We start from the raw sequence: 18,912 nt of genomic DNA, 5'->3' as shown, positions 1-18,912 counted from the left end.
GTGTGACAATGATCCGGGATGCCCTGTTATCTCGTCTCTTTTTGGATTTTCGATTGCCAGCAAAAAATCCAGATACCATGTTCAGGCAGGTCTTCTGACTTTCCTCATTTTTCAACGGCCTTCCCACTCTGCTGAGCAGTGGCACACATGGTTGAAAAACCTTCTTGCTGACGCACAACATATCGTCTGGCTGTGAGGTCTACAGCGGCGGGCCCGTTCCAGATTTTCACTGGATTCCCTTTTTCGTTCACACACGGTGAAACCTAAACAGCAGAAACCCTAACACCAGAGCATCTGTTTTTGCCAAGAAAAAATGACCCATAACCTATTTTTATTATTACAGGTTGAGAATCTCTCTCAAATAATCAAGAGAATGGTTGCAGGTCCCCCTTACCCTCACGGAGAATCTCGGGCTCATCATCTATCAGGGAAATAACCGACGAGGGGTCGGGATACACTTCACCACCATCAATAATGAGATCCACCAGGTTACCAAACAGTTGCTCCACGTCAAAGGCATCGCATACCATACGCTCGTCCTCATCTCTGGTTGCACTGGTATTGAGCAGTGGATTTCCCAGTTCTTCCAGGAGAGCTAAACAAATTGCATTATCAGGCACCCGTATACCTACGGTTTTCTGCTTGGACTGCATAATCTTGGGAACCAATTTCGTACCCGAGAGGACAAAGGTGTATGCTCCAGGCAGATTCTTCCGCATCATTCGATACGCAGTATTGCCCACATGCCCATACTCGCTGATATTGGTCAACGAAGAACACATAAAGCTGAAGGGCTTATGCTTGGGTCTCTTTTTAATTTGATACACGCGTTTTATAGCTTTCTGGTTGAAAATATCACAACCGATACCGTATACAGTATCAGTGGGATATGCGATAACTCCACCTTTCTTGATCAACTCAACAGCCTGGCTGATCAACCTGGGTTGCGGGTTATAGGGATTTATTTCAAGTATTCGTGCCATTCTTTTTACAAGTTCCTGTTGAATATGGCGCCACATGCTATTAGACCTGTTAAAGACAGGCCATAGCGGGCTCAGATATTCATGGTATAAAGTTTATCTTCAATTACATCAAAGGCATTGCAATCCTGTTGTAGGGCCCCGGTGCTTCCTTTATCTATACCTTCTCCCCCGTTGCCCGCGCAAAGGCTTCCGAGACATGCGTAAATTGTTCCACTGGCATATACCTGATATCGGAGCCTACGCTTACCTTCGAAGATAATATGTTGAGCATAACGCAAAAATTGGGCAGGTAAGCAAGGGCCAAGACTCCCAAAAGACCATAGGCACGAGCCTGCATTCAGAAATACGTATTATGTCATCGCAGGCAGTATGCATGAGTCCATATCTCATGAATATTATACCATAAAAACCATGTCTTTCTGGAAAGTAAGCAAAATACGCTGTATTGCGCAGCTTTTTTCAAATAAAAAAATACGGTTTTTTACAGACTCCCCCTTTCTTTTTCCATACAGATGGATTATATATTCGTGTTTTACTTCCTTTCACCAAGGGGGTTGAATTCCGTAAGATACCTACTCTTCCCTCACCCATGGTGCAGGGATTTACACGACGATAAAATGCCCATTACGTTAATGACCGCCGACTACGAAAGCCCCCCTGTTTCTCGCAGGCGTCTGTCATGCAACCGTTAACGGGTTCACAGCACCATTTATTTTCCTATTTCTATCATTCTCTATCACAGTTATTCACAGAGCTGATATAATCAGCACTGAAGGTTGGTACTCTTCCAACTACGACACGATGCCAGGATTACAGGAGACGTTATGCTTCACGACAATATTCCCCATGCTTTAACCTTTGATGATGTCCTGCTTGTTCCCGGTGCATCTGAAGTCCTCCCTTCAGAGGTATCCCTGAAAACGAAGTTGACAAGATCACTCGATATCTATGCCCCCTTGGTCAGTGCGGCCATGGATACTGTTACCGAACACCAGACAGCCATTGCCATGGCAAGGGAGGGTGGTGTTGGTATTATTCACAAAAACCTCTCCATAGAAGAACAGGCCAAGGAAGTTGAACGGGTCAAAAAATCTGAATCAGGCATGATCGTCGACCCGGTTACCGTTACCAGGACCCAGAGTGTGGCAGAGGTCCAGGAGATCATGCGCACCTATAAAATTTCGGGCTTACCTGTCCTGGATGGTGACAAACTCGTTGGCATAGTGACCAACCGGGACCTGCGCTTTGTCTCGGACACAGGCCTTCGGGTCAACGATGTCATGACCAGCAAAAAACTGGTCACCGCGCCTGTGGGTATAACCCTTGAGCACTCAAAAGCCCTGCTCCACGAACACCGTATCGAAAAGTTGCTTGTAGTCGACGAGAACGGCAGACTCAAAGGCCTTATCACTATCAAAGACATCGAAAAAATCAAGAAATATCCGCATGCGGCTAAAGATGGTATGGGAAGGTTATTGTCAGGGGCAGCCATCGGTGTCAGCCCAGACATGCTGGAGCGTACCCAGGCTCTGGTTAATGCCAAAGTGGACGTGGTTGTACTTGATTCTGCACACGGCCACTCCGCAGGCATCCTGAAAGCCCTCAGAGAAGTTAAAAGTCACTTCCCGGACCTGCAGGTAATAGCTGGCAATATCGCCACAGCTGAAGCCACCGCCGCCCTGGTTGAGGCTGGAGCCGATGCAGTCAAGGTCGGTGTCGGACCCGGCTCAATCTGCACGACACGTATTGTTGCCGGCGTGGGAGTTCCTCAGCTCTCTGCTCTCAAAGAATGCGTCGCAGAGGCCACAAAAACAGGTACCCCGGTCATAGCTGACGGTGGCATCAAGTACTCTGGCGACGTCTGCAAAGCCATCGGAATCGGAGCGCATTCGGTAATGGTTGGTTCTCTGTTTGCAGGTACCGACGAAACACCCGGAGAAACCTTTCTCTATCAAGGACGAAAATATAAAGGCTACCGAGGCATGGGTTCCATTGGGGCCATGCGTAGAGGATCCAGTGACAGGTATTTCCAGGACAAGGAAAATTCCAAGCTGGTTCCTGAAGGTATTGAAGGGAAAGTTCCCTACCGCGGCCCCATCTCTGAGGTTATTTACCAGCTTATGGGTGGCCTGCGTTCAGGAATGGGTTATACAGGTGCCGCTACCATTGAGGAACTGCATCAGAAAGCCAAATTCGTTCGCATCTCTACAGCAGGATTGCGCGAATCCCATGTACATGATGTTATCATTACCAAGGAAGCGCCCAATTATCGCACAGAGTAACAGCAGCTTTTGCTCCAGGAAACGTCTACCCAGAAAACGGATTTTAAAGTCTTCGCTTACCTCGGTCAGATGAGCAGGCAAGAAATTGTATCGCAGGCATATCCTTCATCATGCGGAGATCAAGTCTTGATCATACTGCAGAGTTTGAAAGGTGAGCGGGGAAAAAGGCTCCGTAAATCCATGCCTGGGTGGACAACAGGGTACAGCAAGCGTCCAATCAGAACATAGACAGGTGATCATGTCCATTCATACTGAAAAAATTCTTATACTTGATTTTGGCTCTCAAACCACTCAGCTGATTGCCCGCCGCATACGTGAGCAAAAAGTGTACAGTGAAATTCACCCGTACACTATCAGCCTTGAACAGATCCGTGAACTCAGCCCTTCAGGTATCATTCTGTCCGGAGGACCGGCAAGTGTCTATGATGACGATGCGCCCATCAGCGACCCGGGCATCTATGACCTGGGTGTGCCGGTGCTCGGTATCTGTTACGGGGCCCAGCTGATGATGACCCAGCAGGGAGGCAGGGTAGAACAGGCAGAAAAACGTGAATTCGGTAAAGCCGATCTCCAGGTAGATTATACTGCCGGCCTGTTTGCAGGAATGGAGACATCTCCTTCCCACTATCAGGTATGGATGAGCCACGGAGACCGTATTGAAGAACTGGCTCCAGGCTTTGAGGTCACAGCAACCAGTGCCCATTCTCCCTATGCTGCACTACGTCACGCAGAAAAACCATTTGTTGCAGTACAGTTCCACCCTGAAGTTGCCCATACGCTGATAGGAACAGACGTGCTGCGCAACTTCATTTTTGGCATCTGCGGATGTAAGCCTGAGTGGACCATGCACAGTTTCATCGACTCCACAGTCAGGGAAATTCAACACAAAGTCGGTGACGGCAAAGTAATCTGTGCACTTTCTGGCGGTGTCGACTCTTCAGTTGTTGCAGCCATGGTACACAGGGCCATAGGCGATCAGCTCACCTGCGTTTATGTGAATAACGGCTTGATGCGCAGTGGTGAATCGGAAAGTATTCTCAATTTTTTCCGCCAGAAAACAGACCTGAATGTCATTGCCCTTGATGCTGAAAAATTCTTTCTGGACAGGCTCGACGGCATTGCAGATCCGGAAGAAAAACGTAAACGCATAGGCCTTGGGTTCATTGAATTATTTGAACAGGAGGCCAATAAGCTGGGAGATGTCAATTTCCTCGCCCAGGGCACTCTGTATCCCGACGTAATCGAATCCGTAGTGTTCAGAGGCAAGGCTCCCATCAAATCGCATCATAATGTCGGGGGATTACCCGAACGGATGAAACTTGATCTCATCGAGCCCTTACGCGAACTGTTCAAAGATGAGGTTCGTGAACTTGGCCTGGAGCTTGGCCTGCCGGAAGAGGCGGTATTCAGGCAACCATTCCCTGGCCCCGGCCTTGGCATTCGCATTATGGGTGAAATTACTGCGGAACGCTTACACATTCTGCGCCAGGCCGATGTCATTGTTCTGGAAGAAATGAAAGACGCTGGCTGGTATCGCAAAGTGTGGCAATCCTTTGCCGTATTGCTGCCCATCCAGACAGTAGGCGTTATGGGTGACGGGCGAACCTATGAGCATGTCATTGCCCTGCGCTGTGTGGACTCCAAGGATGCCATGACCGCTGACTGGTCGCGTATTCCCTATGATCTTCTTGGTAAAATATCCAACCGAATAATCAACGAGGTACGCGGTGTAAACAGGGTCGTTTATGATATTTCTTCAAAGCCTCCGGCTACCATTGAATGGGAATAAAAAATAAGCAACGTTACGGCTCTCCTCAAGAGAGCCGCAATCAATAGTTACGAGTTGTTATGTTAAAAACAGGTATCTACGTTGATGCCGAGAATATCCGTATGTGTGGCGGATACGGCATGCGCTATGATGTGCTTGTTGACTTGGTCAATGAAAAAAACTCGGCATTGCTTCGAGCCAACTGTTATCTTGCGGAAGACAGGGAACGAACACAGGCAGATGCGGAATACAGACAGAAAGTCTACTCATATCACAATGTTTTACGACAGTGTGGCTTTAAGGTCATAAAAAAATATGTGCGCCGTTACCATGACGAAGACGGCAACATTACGACCAAAGCCAATGCAGACATGGATCTGGCCATCGATGCCCTGCTCCAGGCACGTAACCTGGACCGTGTTATCCTCCTGACCGGAGACAGCGATTTTATCCGCCTTGTCATTGCACTGCAGAACATGGGCTGCAGGGTTGAGGTGATAGGCTTTCACAATGTAAGCAATGAATTACGGGAAGTCGCAGATTCCTTTATGTCTGGATTTCTCATACCGGGGCTGATGCCATTTACCCATCAGACCAATACCGATCAACACGATGAATGGCAGCGGGGAACTGTGGCCAACTTCAATATGGATCGCGGCTTTGGTTTTTTTCGATATTACCGATTTGCCAATACAACCCTGGAGCCGGAAACCATTTTCTTTCATCTTTCCAAATCCACCTTGGCTTCAGAGCAGGCTTTTCAGGATCCAAATAAAATCTTTGAATTTCGCGTGGTTCATAATCCTGCCAACAACAACCGACCAGAGGCTTGGGATATTCGTCTTTTACGGGACAACAGCTGGTCGGCATAACATCCGCAACCCCCCCGTGCATCACCCTCCACTTGATGCACGGGGAATGCCATCCCGTTGCAAAACTCCGCCCTGCCCACCTTCCCCCTTTCCTGGAAACATGTTTGAGTTCGAACTTCTCTCAGCCCAAAACACATGGGCAGGCAGGTTTTAGGTGTTAAGGGCCGCTGAAAAAATGAATTATCCAATCTTGCTTGTCTCTCTGCTCATTCACAGCGCTGTGAATGAACAGATATTCTACGCAATTTTTGGATAGTTATTATTTTCCGCGCCCCTAAAGCATTTCCAGATAGGCTTCAATTCGCACCTTGAGCTGTTCGGTATCGCTTTCTGAATAATCTGTTTCAAGATGAAGCGAAGTGATACCAAAGGTTTCCTGCAGCATCTTATCTACCAGATAAGCTTCCACGTTATAGGTATGACAGCCCTGCCAGGTAAGATCAATCACCCCATCAATACTGAACTCCTCAACCATCTCTCTGAGTAGATTAAATCTCCCTTCATTGGGGCTCATGACAGAGCAGGGGGTAGCAAGATACTGTTCGGCCAGAGCATCGATAGGATCTTTTCCTTCATCAACGGTAAAGGCCTGCTTGTAACCGGAACAATTTTCAAAAGCGACGATATCAGAGCCCAGCTGTTCAACGATATTGACAATTTTATCACTGCCAAGACCGACCGGGACTCCGGTAAGTAAAATGCGTCTGGCTCTATTTTTTGGTGGATCACCTTGACGAAAGGCTCCCTCTCGTGCTGCTGCGGTCAACTCCTCCATAAGCGATATGCCGTATTCCTTATCGGCCAGGAACCCAACCCTGAAGAGAATCTCAATCAATTCAGCCCCCCTCAGCGGGGCAGGCTTAGCCTTGTTGACATCCATCAGCGCTTTTCGGACATGACGTTCACGATTCATCAGTTTTATGGCGGCACCAAGTTTCGCCTTGTCTATCTGCTGGCCGCTGGTTTCTTCGATTACAGTTTTAAAATGCTCAATTTCTGCTCGCCAAAACTCCATGGCCATGGGATTGTTCTGACTTTGAGGCAGTTCAATCACATGGGTTGGCTTAAAACGTGCCATCAGCTCAAACATTTTCTTTTTACCGTCACAGGTCGTGTCGCCGATGATGATATCGGATGCCCTGAAATATGGGCAGGTGTCGCTGACCCCGTAGCCATAACTGCTTTTAATCAGTGGGCAAAGGTTGCGCGGCAGGGTCTCTTCGGCAGCCGGAATAGGGTCGTTACGGGTTCCACACAGCGGTACGGGTATGGCATTAACCGCAACGGCCATTTCCGTAGGGGAATATAGACAATAAAAACCAATGACCGAGCGTCCCTGTTCTTTTGCCTGCTCAATATCGATGAGGTTCTGTTCACTGATCTGTTGGAGTCTGTTAGCTATTTCTTCTTTCATGTTCTCTCTTTTCATCGACGTGAATTTATGCTTCTGCACGGGCCAGAAGTGCTGCGCCAAGGGCACCTACATGCTGCGGGTTGTCTGGGGTCAGCACCCTGACGCCAAGTTGCTTCTCGAGTTGATCGTGCATGCAGGGGTTATAAGCAACGCCGCCGGTAAAGACGAGGTCTTCTCCAGCTGATACACGTTTTATCATTCCTGCAACACGATTGGTGATACTCTGGTGCAGTCCCATGGCAATATCTGCCGGGCTGTGTCCTTTTGCAATAAGCGAGGTGACTTCCGATTCGGCAAAAACGGTGCACATGGCCGATATTTGGAGCCTATGTTTATACTTCATGGCCTTTTCACCAAATTGTTCAATGTCAAATCCCAGGCTTTTTGCCATGATCTCCATGAATTTTCCGGTACCGGCTGCGCACCTGTCATTCATCTCGAATTTTTTCACCTTTCCGCTGGGAAACATGGAGATCACCTTGCTGTCCTGTCCGCCGATATCAAGAACTACAGTCGCTTCAGGAAAATAGAACCTGGCACCGGTTGCATGGGCTTTAATTTCGGTGACTGTGGGTGAATCAAAGGCAATTTCAAAAAGATTACGCCCATATCCGGTTGCCATGATGGTAGTATATTCCACTTCACCTGTCATACGTTTAGCTTCGCTCATGGGATCAAACCCGGTATCGGTCTGCAGCGAATTGACAATTTGACCAGCCTCGTCAATCACGACAAGTTCGATGGTACGTGACCCTATATCTATTCCGGCAAATTTTTTCATATTTCCCTGAGTTTTTTATATTGAGTGAGAAGTCATCAGCTCTCGGCTGAAAATGAATGCATGAGATTACCTTCAACGTGGTAATCCGCCTTAAAAAGGCGTAAAAGCTCACCGGCCTATGAAAAAAGCTGGCATAACCCGATAACCGTTAATCCTTCTCAAGGTTCGTTCAAGCAGGCTGCCACAGCGTATTGGCCATACGTAAGTCAGACAGATCGCTGAAAAATCAAGAGCACTGTGAGCAGCTCACTTAAACATGCCTGACAGGACAACAGCTGATGATGATGCATTTTAGAAAAGAATGCCAATAGGTATTTTTAATGATAACGACAACTACAATAAGAACGAACTGTAGATAGAACCGCATAGTAAACAAGGAGGTTGCCCCAAAGCAGATAGCAAAACAATCCATTGTGGTGTGTAGGCCGGCTTTAGAAAAAGAAAAAAACCAACCTGCTGATTTAAATGTAATTCAACAGAATATACTTGGCAAATAACTGATAGGGCAGCGCGAAGGTCTAGCTAAGGGTCATGGAAAAATTACATTATCCAATCTTGCTTGTCTCTCAACTCGGTAACGTCGTCGTGTCAATGGCTCAATACGGCCAGTATGGAACCATTGAAGCGACGACGTTACCAAACCGATATCCCACGCAATTTTTAGATATGTATTATTTTCCGCGACCCTAAAGTTCTACGAACCGACTGGTCAGGGTGTATATACAACGAGTGTTACGTCTTCCTTGGAAAGTTCTTCATCAATGATTTTTGAGATGAGATTCCAATCTCCTCCAGCCAAACCTGCTCCAATTTTTGGGAGACCGATTCTTTTTCCTGAATGCTCTTTTTTTATCCACCTCATGCATTTACGAATGGCGTCATAGCTCACCTTCACACCTTTGCCTTTCCAGTCGAACTGAGTGTAAGCGTTTACAACCACAAGTTCTGTACCGTTTCTGTGGATTAGGGCTTCCGAGCAGGTTCCCAATTTCTTCTTGCGTCCCTTTGGTGTTGCCCTGTCTGCTTTGTATGCCTCTGGAAAAGTATTCTTTATACCTTTTGCTATTCCCGCCCCCATTGTGCAGAAGCAATTACACCCATGAACAATGAGATCGAAATCCCCTTTAATTGCTTTCTGTATGAGGTCTCCCTCGGTAGTTTTCATGATGCTCTCTTCTTTTATTTGCAGCACACCTGATTCAGTAGCATCCAGGTGGTAACTGTCTACATGGTGCATCAGGGGTAGATAGGTGGAGAGAAGAGACCTCAAGCACGGGGGCACGAGGAAAAGAACACACGAGAAATGACATTACATTACAATGACTTGCTATCTGTTCTAATACGATTTTCCTTGATCTTCAAAATGCTTTTTCCTTTCGCCCGTGAAAGCCCACCATGGCTTTGGTTCAGCCCCTCCGATAAAACTTGTCAACGAAAGAAAGACATCCAGGACACAAGGGTCGTGTCTAACACCTGTTTCTTTGCAAAGCTCTTCATACAAATCGTATGCAGATTTTCCTTTAAGATCAGAGGGGGTATTAATTCCCAATATGTGTAAATCCTGTTCTGTTGCTTTGCCGACATTGGGTAGATCTGTCAGCACCTTAACTTTGTTTCTATCGACTTTGTTTGGGTTCATTGAGTAGCCTTGGCTTTCACGAAGATTGAATGGAGTGATCAATTCAAATCACAGAACAAATATCTCAAATGCATCGATCATAAATGTCCAGAGAAATGCGTAATCGACATTCAAGAATCTACTTCCTTCTTTCAGTCAGAATAGCCGTCAGTTGAAACTGAAGCGAGATACCAAATCATTAAGATGTTCAGCGAGGTTGGATAGATCGTTTGCACTGTTCTTGACGATACCGCTACCTTGTCGAATGTGTTCTGCCGAGTTTCTCACCGCAGCTATTTCCGAGGTTATTGATTGCGAGACAGCGGAACTTTGGCTAACGTTCTCGTTTACCTCTTGGATGCCCTCGGACGCCTGGGAAACATTAGCGCTTATTTCCTGAGTGGCTTTGGACTGTTCGTCGACTGCAGTTGCTATGCCATTCACAATTTCGTTTATCTCGTCAATGACTCTAGAAACACTGTTTATCTGGGAAATGGTGGTATGGGTTGTTGACTGAACGCCATCAACCTTTGCCTTGATATCCATGGTAGCATCAGCGGTTTGTTTGGCCAGTTCCTTGATTTCATTTGCGACAACAGCAAAACCTTTACCAGCCTCACCGGCACGTGCCGCTTCAATGGTCGCATTCAGGGCTAACAGATTCGTCTGCTCGGAAATCTCTGTAATAGTTTCGGTGACATTATTAATTTCTCTTGCGGCCTGACCGAGACTAACCATAAATTCTGACGCGCTCTCAGCCTGCTTGACAGCGTCACCAGATATATTTCTGGCGGTATTTGCATTAGCTGCAATTTCTGTAATTGTTGCGGACATCTCCTCTGTTGCCGAGGCCACCATAGTCACATTTGTTGCTGACTGTTCCATTGCTGCCGCTGCTGCGTTCAGATTAGAAGTCATTTCTTCAGCCGATGCCGCTACTGATTCAGAGCCGTTACTTGTGTTCTCTGCGTCCTTGATAAAACCCTCCGAAATCCTGTTAAGTTCGGTTGACGAAGAATTTAAGGTCACCACCCCATCGACGACCCCTTTCAGGGTTTCACTCAATTGCTTGGCCATGTGATTGAGGCTGGTGATAAGCCGTCCGACCTCATCCTGATTTTTCACCTTCAAAAAGGTTGAAAAATCACCCTCAGCAAGGGTCGCAGAAAAATTAACTGCCTCCGAGAGAGGTGCAATGATAGCCCTGCTTATCAGAAGTCCCACAATGAAACTGAAAATGACGCCTATCATAATAAAGATCATAATCATTTTCTGTGCACCAGTATTCTGAACAGTAATACCGTTTACGACCTCTCCTATCATATATTCGGTCTCTTTAGCCAGTATATCTATACCATTCTCGAAATTATAAATTTCCTCCTTAATCGGCCCCATGAGCTTGTTCGCTTTTTGAGGAGTTATCTCGGAATCTGCCCAGATTTTTTGGGTTAACGCTAAAAAACCATTACGGTAATTTTCATACGCTCTGCTACTTAACTCGACCGCCCTCTTGACATCATCCGAATACTTGGAATTAACGGCGAGCTGCGACAATACCTCTTTGAGCAACCTGCTCGTCGTATTTGAGGCCTTATCGAATTTCTCCAGGTATCCTTTCTGCTTTTCCTTATTTCCTATGTTAAGAAAAAAATCCTTTTCATATCTTCTGTGGGTAAGAGCTATACTCTTGAGATTTTTCGCCCTCAGGAGAAGAGAAAGGTCACCCTTTTGCATATCAGAAATTTCTTGGAGTGATTTTGAACTGCTCCAGTACCCTTGTCCACCAACGAAAACCGTTATAAGAGAAGTCATCAAAAAGCCAAAAATAAGCTTGCGCTTCAAGGTCAAAGAAAATCGGTGGGATTTTTCCATGTCATTCTCCGGCATTAGAGTGATGGAATTATTCTGGTCGTTCCATATATTTCAGCAAACAACTGTGACCGGACTTTTTTATAGATCATTTATAATTTTATGTTTAATCCTGCCAAAAAGTCAAAATTCAAAACTCGTATTCGACAGTTGCAGGTTTATGGATTTTGTATCAACTTAAAATCATTGACTATAAAGAACATAGAATCCTTGCGTAGTGCCTACAGATGTATGTGAACCCAGAGAAGGATTCGAGCTTTGGCAGTGGAGATATATTCATTTATTTAAGCATGTTACGCTGACTTTTCGTCAACTCCGTGTACTGTAGCGTATGGCCATCTTTATGTGAAAACTTTCCAAGATGTGGCAGCTACATTTCCGCTCAGACTCACGGCCAGGTCATCGAGGCCTCCAGTTCAACGACGCGTACCAGGAGCAAGGCCAACCAGCAGAGCATGACGTATGATCGGATTCGTGCATCTTTGGTGTGGTAAACAAATCGCAGGCCGAGGGTTGACTTCGGGGTGCGAAAGGCCCGTTCGACCTCAATGAGTTGCTTATAGCCCAAAATAATCCATCTCTGTCTCGATGTTTTTTTGAAGGGTGTGTATATAAGCTATATGAGTATAAGTGAATAACAATCTGATTTGATGCCATTGTTATCTAAGCCCAGCCGCAAAAATGAGGTTTTAAATACACTTTACTGTGACAGTAAAGTACGATTGCCGTGGGCAAGGAAGCCTCAAGATGAAAAAAATTGCGGAGAGAGTATTTTCCTTTTAGGCAAAATGCAGCTCAAATTATTGCACTTAACTAATTTTTTTTATAAAAACTAGATGTTCTGAAATTCTTTATTAGGTATTTTCCAGCATGACTGATATCACTATGTAGGACACTTTCGGGGAGAGAAAATGATTTGTTTGCACCTTCCTGTAAAAAATACGTAGTAAAGCCATATAAAAAAAATAAACGTATCCATTCATAATAGACTATTTGATTGAGAGTAGCTAGGTGAGAAGGTAAAGCATTATATTTTTTACTGGACTCAACTCATTCATATTGTTATTCTTTGTTTGAATGGGATAGTTGCTGTTCATAAATTATGAACAGCAGAAAAGACTCCTGCTCTACTTTCTTACTCATCAAATGAGTATCATTTCTTCCAACTCCAGAAACAACTTATAACATATGAATAGTCCGGCGCCTGTTCCTGGTTATCAGGTCGTTGAATTTATTGGAGAGGGCTCTTTTGGAGCTGTGTATCGCGCGATACAGGAAAGTACCGGCCAAATCGTAGCAATAAAACTCTTACGTCTTGATAATCTTGATAGCACCACCCGTGAAAGGAGATCCGCCCGTTTCAAACGGGAAACGATTCTCTGCGCCCAGCTACAACATCCGTATATTGTTCACCTGATTGATAGAGGTGTCTCCACAGACAGCACACCTTTTGCAGTGTTCGAATATGTAAGTGGTAACACTCTGCAAGAGCTGCTTAAAATGAATGGCCCCTTGCCCATGCACCAGTTAAAGGCTGTAATGGGCCAAGTTCTTGAAGCTTTGGCATTTGCTCATAAAAAAGGGATAATTCATCGAGACTTAAAGCCTGAGAACATCATCATAACAAGCGATAATATTCAAACCCATGCCAAAGTGGTGGATTTTGGAATTGGCGGACTGGTAACATCAGCCAGAGGCGATGATTACAAAAGCCTTACCCTGACACCTGACACCATAGGTACACCGTCCTATGCCGCACCTGAACAACTGCGCGGCGAACCACCCAATCCAAAATCCGATCTTTATGCTTGGGGGCTAATTTTTCTTGAATGTCTTACCGGCCATCCAGTGATGGCCGGAAACAGTGTGGCTGAAATTTTTCATAAGCAATTATCAGCCGGAGAAATTCCCTTTCCCTCTGCAATTGCAGCACATCCCGTAGCCAATCTGCTCCGAAAAGCACTTGCAAAGAAGTTACCTGAGCGCACCACTAGTGCAGCTCATCTGCTGACTCAATATCACAAAATTCACCTCGATAACTTGGTTGGGCACCTTCTCCCCAAAGCAGTCGAGGACAATCGAGTTTCCGAGGCAACTCAGGTTAGTAGTGTTATAGGGGCGGGGCCGGACAAACGACAACTGACTATTGTCTGCTGCGCTATAACACTTGACACCGACCCTAACACACTTTTGACCGGAAACGCCCTAGACAACATGCAGCAGATCCAGATCAGTCACAGTGTGGATATTGCAGCAAGGTATGGCGGTTTCCATGCTGGCAGCCTTGGTGATTACGTTATGTTCTATTTTGGTTACCCGGAATCCAGTGACAACGACGCCCGACTAGCCGCACGTACCATACTTGATCTGGTAAATGATTCCCGGCACCGTACTGTAACACTGTCCAAACAGCAGGGATTGAAAATTAAACTACGAGCCAGCATTCACTCAGGACCAGTGTATGTCGAGCCCGGGGTCCCTCCATGCGGAAATACAGTAAGCGTAGCCTTCAGGCTTGCTACATCTGCAAAAGCAGGAGAAGTGCTTGTAACAGAGCAGGCCAGGCAGCGGTTGGAGGGCCGTGTTCATTGCAAATCAATGGCGCGAAAATATAGAGAATGGCCCGCCGAGTTAAGCATATACACACTTCTTGAGGAGCGCCAGCGGGAAGCCCGCTCCATTTTTTCAGAAACCGTCTTTTTTGGCAGGAACAATGAAACGAACGCTATTCGACAAATCTGGAACAAACAGATGGGCGGAATCCTGATTCATGGTGAAGCGGGTATAGGCAAAACAGCGCTAATTGAAAAATTTCTTGCCGAAATTCAAGAAAATACCACCATCATTGAAATGCAGTGTTTGCCCGAACATCGAAACTGCGCCCTACACCCAATACTGGAAAGAGTGCGCCGTCAGTTGGATCTGCCCAAATTACAGACAAACCCATATGCTGCGTCTAAACGAGCTGAAAATGCTTTAAAAGCAAGCGGATGCGATCTTACGACTATTCTACCCGTATTCTGTGCCTGGTTTTCACTCCCTCTTCCTGCCAATTATACACTTACCCAGCATTCGCCCGAACGGCAGAAAAAATTTCTGTTTAAAGGCCTGCACCGTTTGCTCTGTGAAAGTAACGCTCCCCGTAGCTGCTTCGTTATAGAAGATTTACACTGGTCCGACCCTACCACCCTGGAATTCCTAAACTACCTGAGCAAATCCAACAAAGCGAAAAAGTTTCTGATACTGGCTACCACACGACCTGATTTTGATTACAAAAATCAAGAGATCTTCCCACACACAATTGCCCTTGAAAAACTCAACGACCTGGAATCCACCGAACTCATCGAGCATATTTTTGCACAGCAGGAATTGTCTTCCCATTTAAAGCGTCAACTGCTCAACCGGGCAGGCGGAATACCACTCTTTATTGAAGAATTGAGCCGAACGTTCCTCAACACAATCAACAGCCCAAGCAAAGAGGTTAATAATACAGCATCATGGACCGCAAAGATTCCCGAGACGCTGATCGAACTCTTGCAGGCCCAGATAATGGGGCTGGGGCCTGCAAGAGAGACCGCCCAACTCTGCTCGGTTATTGGCAGGGAATTCGATTACAGGATCTTGCAGAAAGTTTCGATCCTCGACGAGGAGCTGCTTGCTAATGACCTTACCAGATTGATAGAGGCAAGGGTACTGATCTTGAAGCGAGGGATCGATTCGGCAACCTACTTCTTTCGACATGCTCTCTTAAAGGACGCAGCCTATGCCACTTTATCAGAATCGACAAGGCAAGATATACATGAGCAGATTGCAAAGACACTCGAAGAGCGTTTCCCCTCTCTGGTGCTCCAACAACCAGACAATATCGCACAGCACTTTGCAAGCGCACACAACTTCCATAAGGCTGTACAGTATGGTACAGAGGCAGCCGCCACCTATCTACGGCTCGCAAATAATATGGAGGCTATAGAGATTTCAAATAAAGTTCTCACCTGGATCGACAAATCTGGCCAGGAAAAGAGAGCCGAAGAAACCCTACAGATCAATGGCATACTGACTCAGGCTCTCATGGGAACACGAGGCTGGGCTAACCCTCTTGTAAAACAGAGAATTGACCTCTCCCACAGTCTGCTCAACGATGCAAAGGATAGCCAACACTACGCTCCGGCGCTCTGGTCACTGATGACCTACCACTACGTTGCCAGCAATCGCAGAGAGTTGAGCAGACTGGTTTCTGAGCTTGTCGCCCATGCCGAAAAAACAGGGGATCTCAACCTTCTGATTGCAGCAAATACGTTCACAGGGCTCTCGAACCATGGTGCAGGTCGCTACCTGCAAGCAGAAAAAGCATTTGAACTGGTAAATCAACTCTACGATAGCGAGAAACACAGCGACCATGGTACACGTTTCGGCCTAGACACCAGGGTCTGGTCACTTGCGACCCTCGCTCTGGTGAAATGGTTTATCTGCAAGCCAGATGAAGCAAGGTTTTATGCTGACGAGGCAATAACCTTTGCCAGAAAAACTGCACATATCCCCTCTCTCAGCATAGCTCTGCTCTACTGTGCAAATTTGGCACACTACATGGGAGACACTACATTGGCAGCCGATGTCATTACGGAATTAAACGCACTCGCTAACCAATATGGGCTTGCAGGATACCAAGCTTATGGTCAGATTTTTGTGTGCTGGCTTTCATCGCGGGACAAAGAGGCAGAGACCATTCTCAACACCCTACAAACCATGGGTTGCACGGCAGCACTCAGCTATTATCTGTCACTATTGGCAGAGATATATGCCAACCAGAAGCGTTATAAAGATGCGTTACACTGCATCGAACACTGCCTGTCGCTCTGTCATGAAAATGACGAGTTCTTCTACAAACCTGAGTTGCTTAGGCTTCGAGGAGATTATTTAGCATTACAAGAGAACTCCAACCTGGAAGATATGACAGCATCTTATACGAGGGCCCTTACCACCGCTGAAAGTTCGAGCATGACGTACACAGCAAAAATTGTACACAAAAAGTTAAATTCCATTCAAATCAGAAAGCAGAAGCAAACTGTAGTTACGCAACACGTCACTTGAGCAACCAAAGCAATTCCGGTTGTTCATTAATATCGTCTCCAACCAACCAAAACAACAGGAGATTCGTAATGGACGGAACCTCAGCAATGATGAAATTCAGAACAATTTATTTACAAGCTATCGCAAGGTCATGGCGAGATGCACACTTCCTTGAACAGTTAAAACTGGCCCCTATTAGAACCCTGGAAAACTACTATGGCCTGCAGTTTCAATGGGACATTGACTTAAAGATAACAACAGTCTCTGAAAAGGAAAGTATATGGGATCCTGTAAAAGCGGGGGGCTGGGTCGGGAGAAATCCGCTTATCTCAATTTGGCTGCCCCCCCCTCCAGGAAACCCTGATCATAATGGAAAGGCATGGGCTGCATACTACGATGAGTTTCCAACATTTCTAGGAGATCTCCAACCTCGCGTTTTTAAGTCTGAGGATCTAAATAAAGATATAACTAAAAAACAACCTGTTGGTGAAGCATATCAACTTGGAATGGGTCAATGGAAGGATTTCCTTGAATTTGGCGGGGTCATAATGCGCTTGATTGCAATGGCCTGGGCTGATGAAAGAAAAGAGGGTGAAGAGGGAAAGTATAGAAATCAAATAGTTGAGGAGCTTGTAGAAGTACAGGATACCAACAAAGGAGCCACTATTCTCAATAAATGGCTGGGATATGCAATGCCATGGAACATGGATGTACAATTTAAACTGTCAGGTTGGTTTGGAAACAGTAAGAATGACGAAAAACAGTGTTGCTGGGATGACATCAAGGGCCAATGGCCGGGATCAGAAAAGATGCAATCTAAAATCAAGAGACCCCCAAGCTGCAGGAATTCACTAAATTTCTACATCCCTAACAAGCCTGGTAAAGACCCTTCCATTGATGCAATTGCACTCAGCGCATATAATGTCACCGGAGATCAATACCCGTTTACCTGTCCTTGAATCTCCTATGGAAAACATGCCATTTAACATATCGACCGACCAGGATGGCGGCCGATGCCTGATTCTCACCCCTGGTTTTCAGCTTACCAGTCTCGACCCAGGGCAGGCTTTGCTGATCGGTTATGGAAAGTATTTTTTTCTTCACGATGATGCTCACATTGAGGCGATTAACAAACTCGATGGTAACCACACTGATATCGAGATCGCCGAGATAGTATCCTGTTCTAGAGACCCCTTGGACATCTTGGTTTTTCTCCATGAGCTTGAGCAAATGGGTATCTGTACAGATGCCCATTCCAATGGTCTGGCAAGGGAAGCGTTATCCTTCTGGAATGGACAAGACTACACACCGGCGGAACTTAAGAAGTTATATTCAAATGGCGTGACTATTCATTCAATCCATAGTGGACTGAGCAAAGAATTAATACAGAAAGCGGTCCAACGGGCTGGAATCCAGGAGTCTTCTCTATCCCCAGCCTTACAAATCGTCGTTACCCATGACCTTTTCGATCCAAAGCTCGATGAAATTGCCACGCAAAACTATATTAATAAACTTCCCTGGCTGATTGCCTACCCCGTTGGGCAGTTTCCCCTACTCAGCCCTCTGTTCATATTTGACGATGGACCATGCTGGACTTGTCTCAAATACTGGCTACGTGTAAATCAGCCGGTTGAAGAGTATATCCGTCGAGTTAAAGGTGCTGCGGCCTTATCACCAATACAGGAAGTTCAACCAACCGTAAGGCTCTTCGCAGAATTAGCCGTAACAACTGTAGGCCACACAATCCTTAAATCAAATAATAAGAATGACCATCTACTGGTTTTGGATGTAAAAACAAGGGCTCTCAAACACCACCTAGTCAAGAGACGTCCACAATGTGCTATTTGCGGCAACCCGGAATTTATGAAAGAGCAGGCATACCAGCCTGTCAAACTCAACAACGTTACGAAAATAAGCATATTGACAAAAATAACTATAACAACAAGTTGTATGCCTTAAAGCTGAATTGGATCGGGTTTTCTATCATGCCTTGATTATAATGCCAGACCAATTTTCGAAATCTGGTAATTAATTCTGAAAGTCCCCCTAACGCTGAAAATCCGTATACTTTGGGTTTTATCCATTTCCAGAATAGCTCGACAGGGTTGTATTCTGGTGAATATGTCGGCAAATAAAACAGCTTTATCCTTGGGTGCCGTTCCAAATATTGTTTTACTTTTCTGGATTTATGGATACTCGCATTATCAAGAATGATGACAATTTGTTTCTCAGGTGTCTTCTGACGTATCTGCGTCAGA

13 protein-coding genes, 1 pseudogene and 1 riboswitch are annotated in these 18,912 nt (G+C 45.9%); of the genes and pseudogenes, 6 read left to right on the top strand and 8 right to left on the bottom strand.

Features of this window, described 5'->3' with window-relative positions:
- Positions 1-67: 67 nt before the first annotated feature.
- Positions 68-282: riboswitch (cobalamin riboswitch) on the bottom strand.
- 83 nt (positions 283-365) lie between these two features.
- Positions 366-983 carry an L-threonylcarbamoyladenylate synthase gene (locus G493_RS0120570; RefSeq protein ID WP_028581900.1) on the bottom strand — a complete coding sequence of 206 codons (618 nt, stop codon included), beginning with the start codon at positions 981-983 and terminating at the stop codon, positions 366-368.
- 824 nt (positions 984-1,807) lie between these two features.
- On the opposite strand from G493_RS0120570, the gene guaB reads away from it, so the two are divergent.
- The 3 genes from guaB (at position 1,808) to G493_RS0120545 (ending at position 5,905) form a co-directional block, all read left to right on the top strand.
- Positions 1,808-3,265 (top strand): IMP dehydrogenase, encoded by a 1,458-nt coding sequence (gene guaB, locus G493_RS0120555; RefSeq protein WP_028581897.1) that lies wholly within the window; start codon positions 1,808-1,810, stop codon positions 3,263-3,265.
- 238 nt (positions 3,266-3,503) lie between these two features.
- Entirely contained in the window at positions 3,504-5,054 is a 1,551-nt protein-coding gene (guaA, locus tag G493_RS0120550; protein WP_028581896.1) for a glutamine-hydrolyzing GMP synthase, read from the top strand.
- A 59-nt stretch (positions 5,055-5,113) separates the two neighbouring features.
- Positions 5,114-5,905 carry a LabA-like NYN domain-containing protein gene (locus tag G493_RS0120545; RefSeq protein WP_028581895.1) on the top strand — a complete coding sequence of 264 codons (792 nt, stop codon included), beginning with the start codon at positions 5,114-5,116 and terminating at the stop codon, positions 5,903-5,905.
- A 274-nt stretch (positions 5,906-6,179) separates the two neighbouring features.
- Here the strand turns inward: G493_RS0120545 and G493_RS0120540 are convergent, their stop codons facing one another.
- The 6 genes and pseudogenes from G493_RS0120540 to G493_RS0120515 form a co-directional block, all read right to left on the bottom strand.
- Complete coding sequence (locus G493_RS0120540) at positions 6,180-7,319, bottom strand: double-cubane-cluster-containing anaerobic reductase (RefSeq protein WP_028581894.1); 1,140 nt, start codon at positions 7,317-7,319, stop codon at positions 6,180-6,182.
- Between the two features lie 25 nt (positions 7,320-7,344).
- On the bottom strand, positions 7,345-8,100 hold the full coding sequence (locus G493_RS0120535) for an acyl-CoA dehydratase activase (RefSeq protein ID WP_028581893.1): 756 nt from the start codon (positions 8,098-8,100) through the stop codon (positions 7,345-7,347).
- Positions 8,101-8,809: 709 nt separating this feature from the next.
- A complete protein-coding gene (locus tag G493_RS0120530) occupies positions 8,810-9,265 on the bottom strand; it encodes a macro domain-containing protein (protein WP_035275433.1) in 456 nt (151 codons plus the stop codon).
- Positions 9,266-9,436: 171 nt separating this feature from the next.
- Positions 9,437-9,739, bottom strand: coding sequence for a helix-hairpin-helix domain-containing protein (locus G493_RS0120525; protein WP_028581891.1), 303 nt, complete (start codon positions 9,737-9,739; stop codon positions 9,437-9,439).
- Between the two features lie 147 nt (positions 9,740-9,886).
- The gene (locus tag G493_RS32570) at positions 9,887-11,590 is read right to left on the bottom strand and encodes a methyl-accepting chemotaxis protein (protein WP_051309691.1); all 1,704 of its coding nucleotides are present in this window, start codon (positions 11,588-11,590) and stop codon (positions 9,887-9,889) included.
- Positions 11,591-11,981: 391 nt separating this feature from the next.
- Positions 11,982-12,161: pseudogene (locus G493_RS0120515) on the bottom strand (IS1634 family transposase); the annotation flags it as partial.
- Positions 12,162-12,775: 614 nt separating this feature from the next.
- Between G493_RS0120515 and G493_RS0120510 the strand changes: the two are divergent.
- The 3 genes from G493_RS0120510 to G493_RS0120500 all read left to right on the top strand — a co-directional run bounded on the left by G493_RS0120510 (position 12,776) and on the right by G493_RS0120500 (position 18,613).
- On the top strand, positions 12,776-16,675 hold the full coding sequence (locus G493_RS0120510) for a TOMM system kinase/cyclase fusion protein (RefSeq protein ID WP_028581889.1): 3,900 nt from the start codon (positions 12,776-12,778) through the stop codon (positions 16,673-16,675).
- A gap of 68 nt (positions 16,676-16,743) precedes the next feature.
- On the top strand, positions 16,744-17,613 hold the full coding sequence (locus G493_RS0120505) for a BMA_0021/BMA_0022 family TOMM bacteriocin (RefSeq protein WP_028581888.1): 870 nt from the start codon (positions 16,744-16,746) through the stop codon (positions 17,611-17,613).
- Positions 17,614-17,629: 16 nt separating this feature from the next.
- Complete coding sequence (locus G493_RS0120500) at positions 17,630-18,613, top strand: TOMM precursor leader peptide-binding protein (protein WP_161629864.1); 984 nt, start codon at positions 17,630-17,632, stop codon at positions 18,611-18,613.
- Here the strand turns inward: G493_RS0120500 and G493_RS34895 are convergent.
- Entirely contained in the window at positions 18,588-18,902 is a 315-nt protein-coding gene (locus G493_RS34895) for a transposase (RefSeq protein ID WP_408608819.1), read from the bottom strand. The genes G493_RS0120500 and G493_RS34895 overlap by 26 nt on opposite strands.
- Positions 18,903-18,912: the final 10 nt, after the last annotated feature.

It is taken from the genome of Desulfogranum japonicum DSM 18378 (genome assembly GCF_000429945.1).
GTDB lineage: Bacteria > Desulfobacterota > Desulfobulbia > Desulfobulbales > Desulfobulbaceae > Desulfogranum > Desulfogranum japonicum.
The sequence above is the reverse complement of the archived record's forward strand: the minus strand, read 5'-3'. Positions and strand labels throughout refer to the sequence as shown.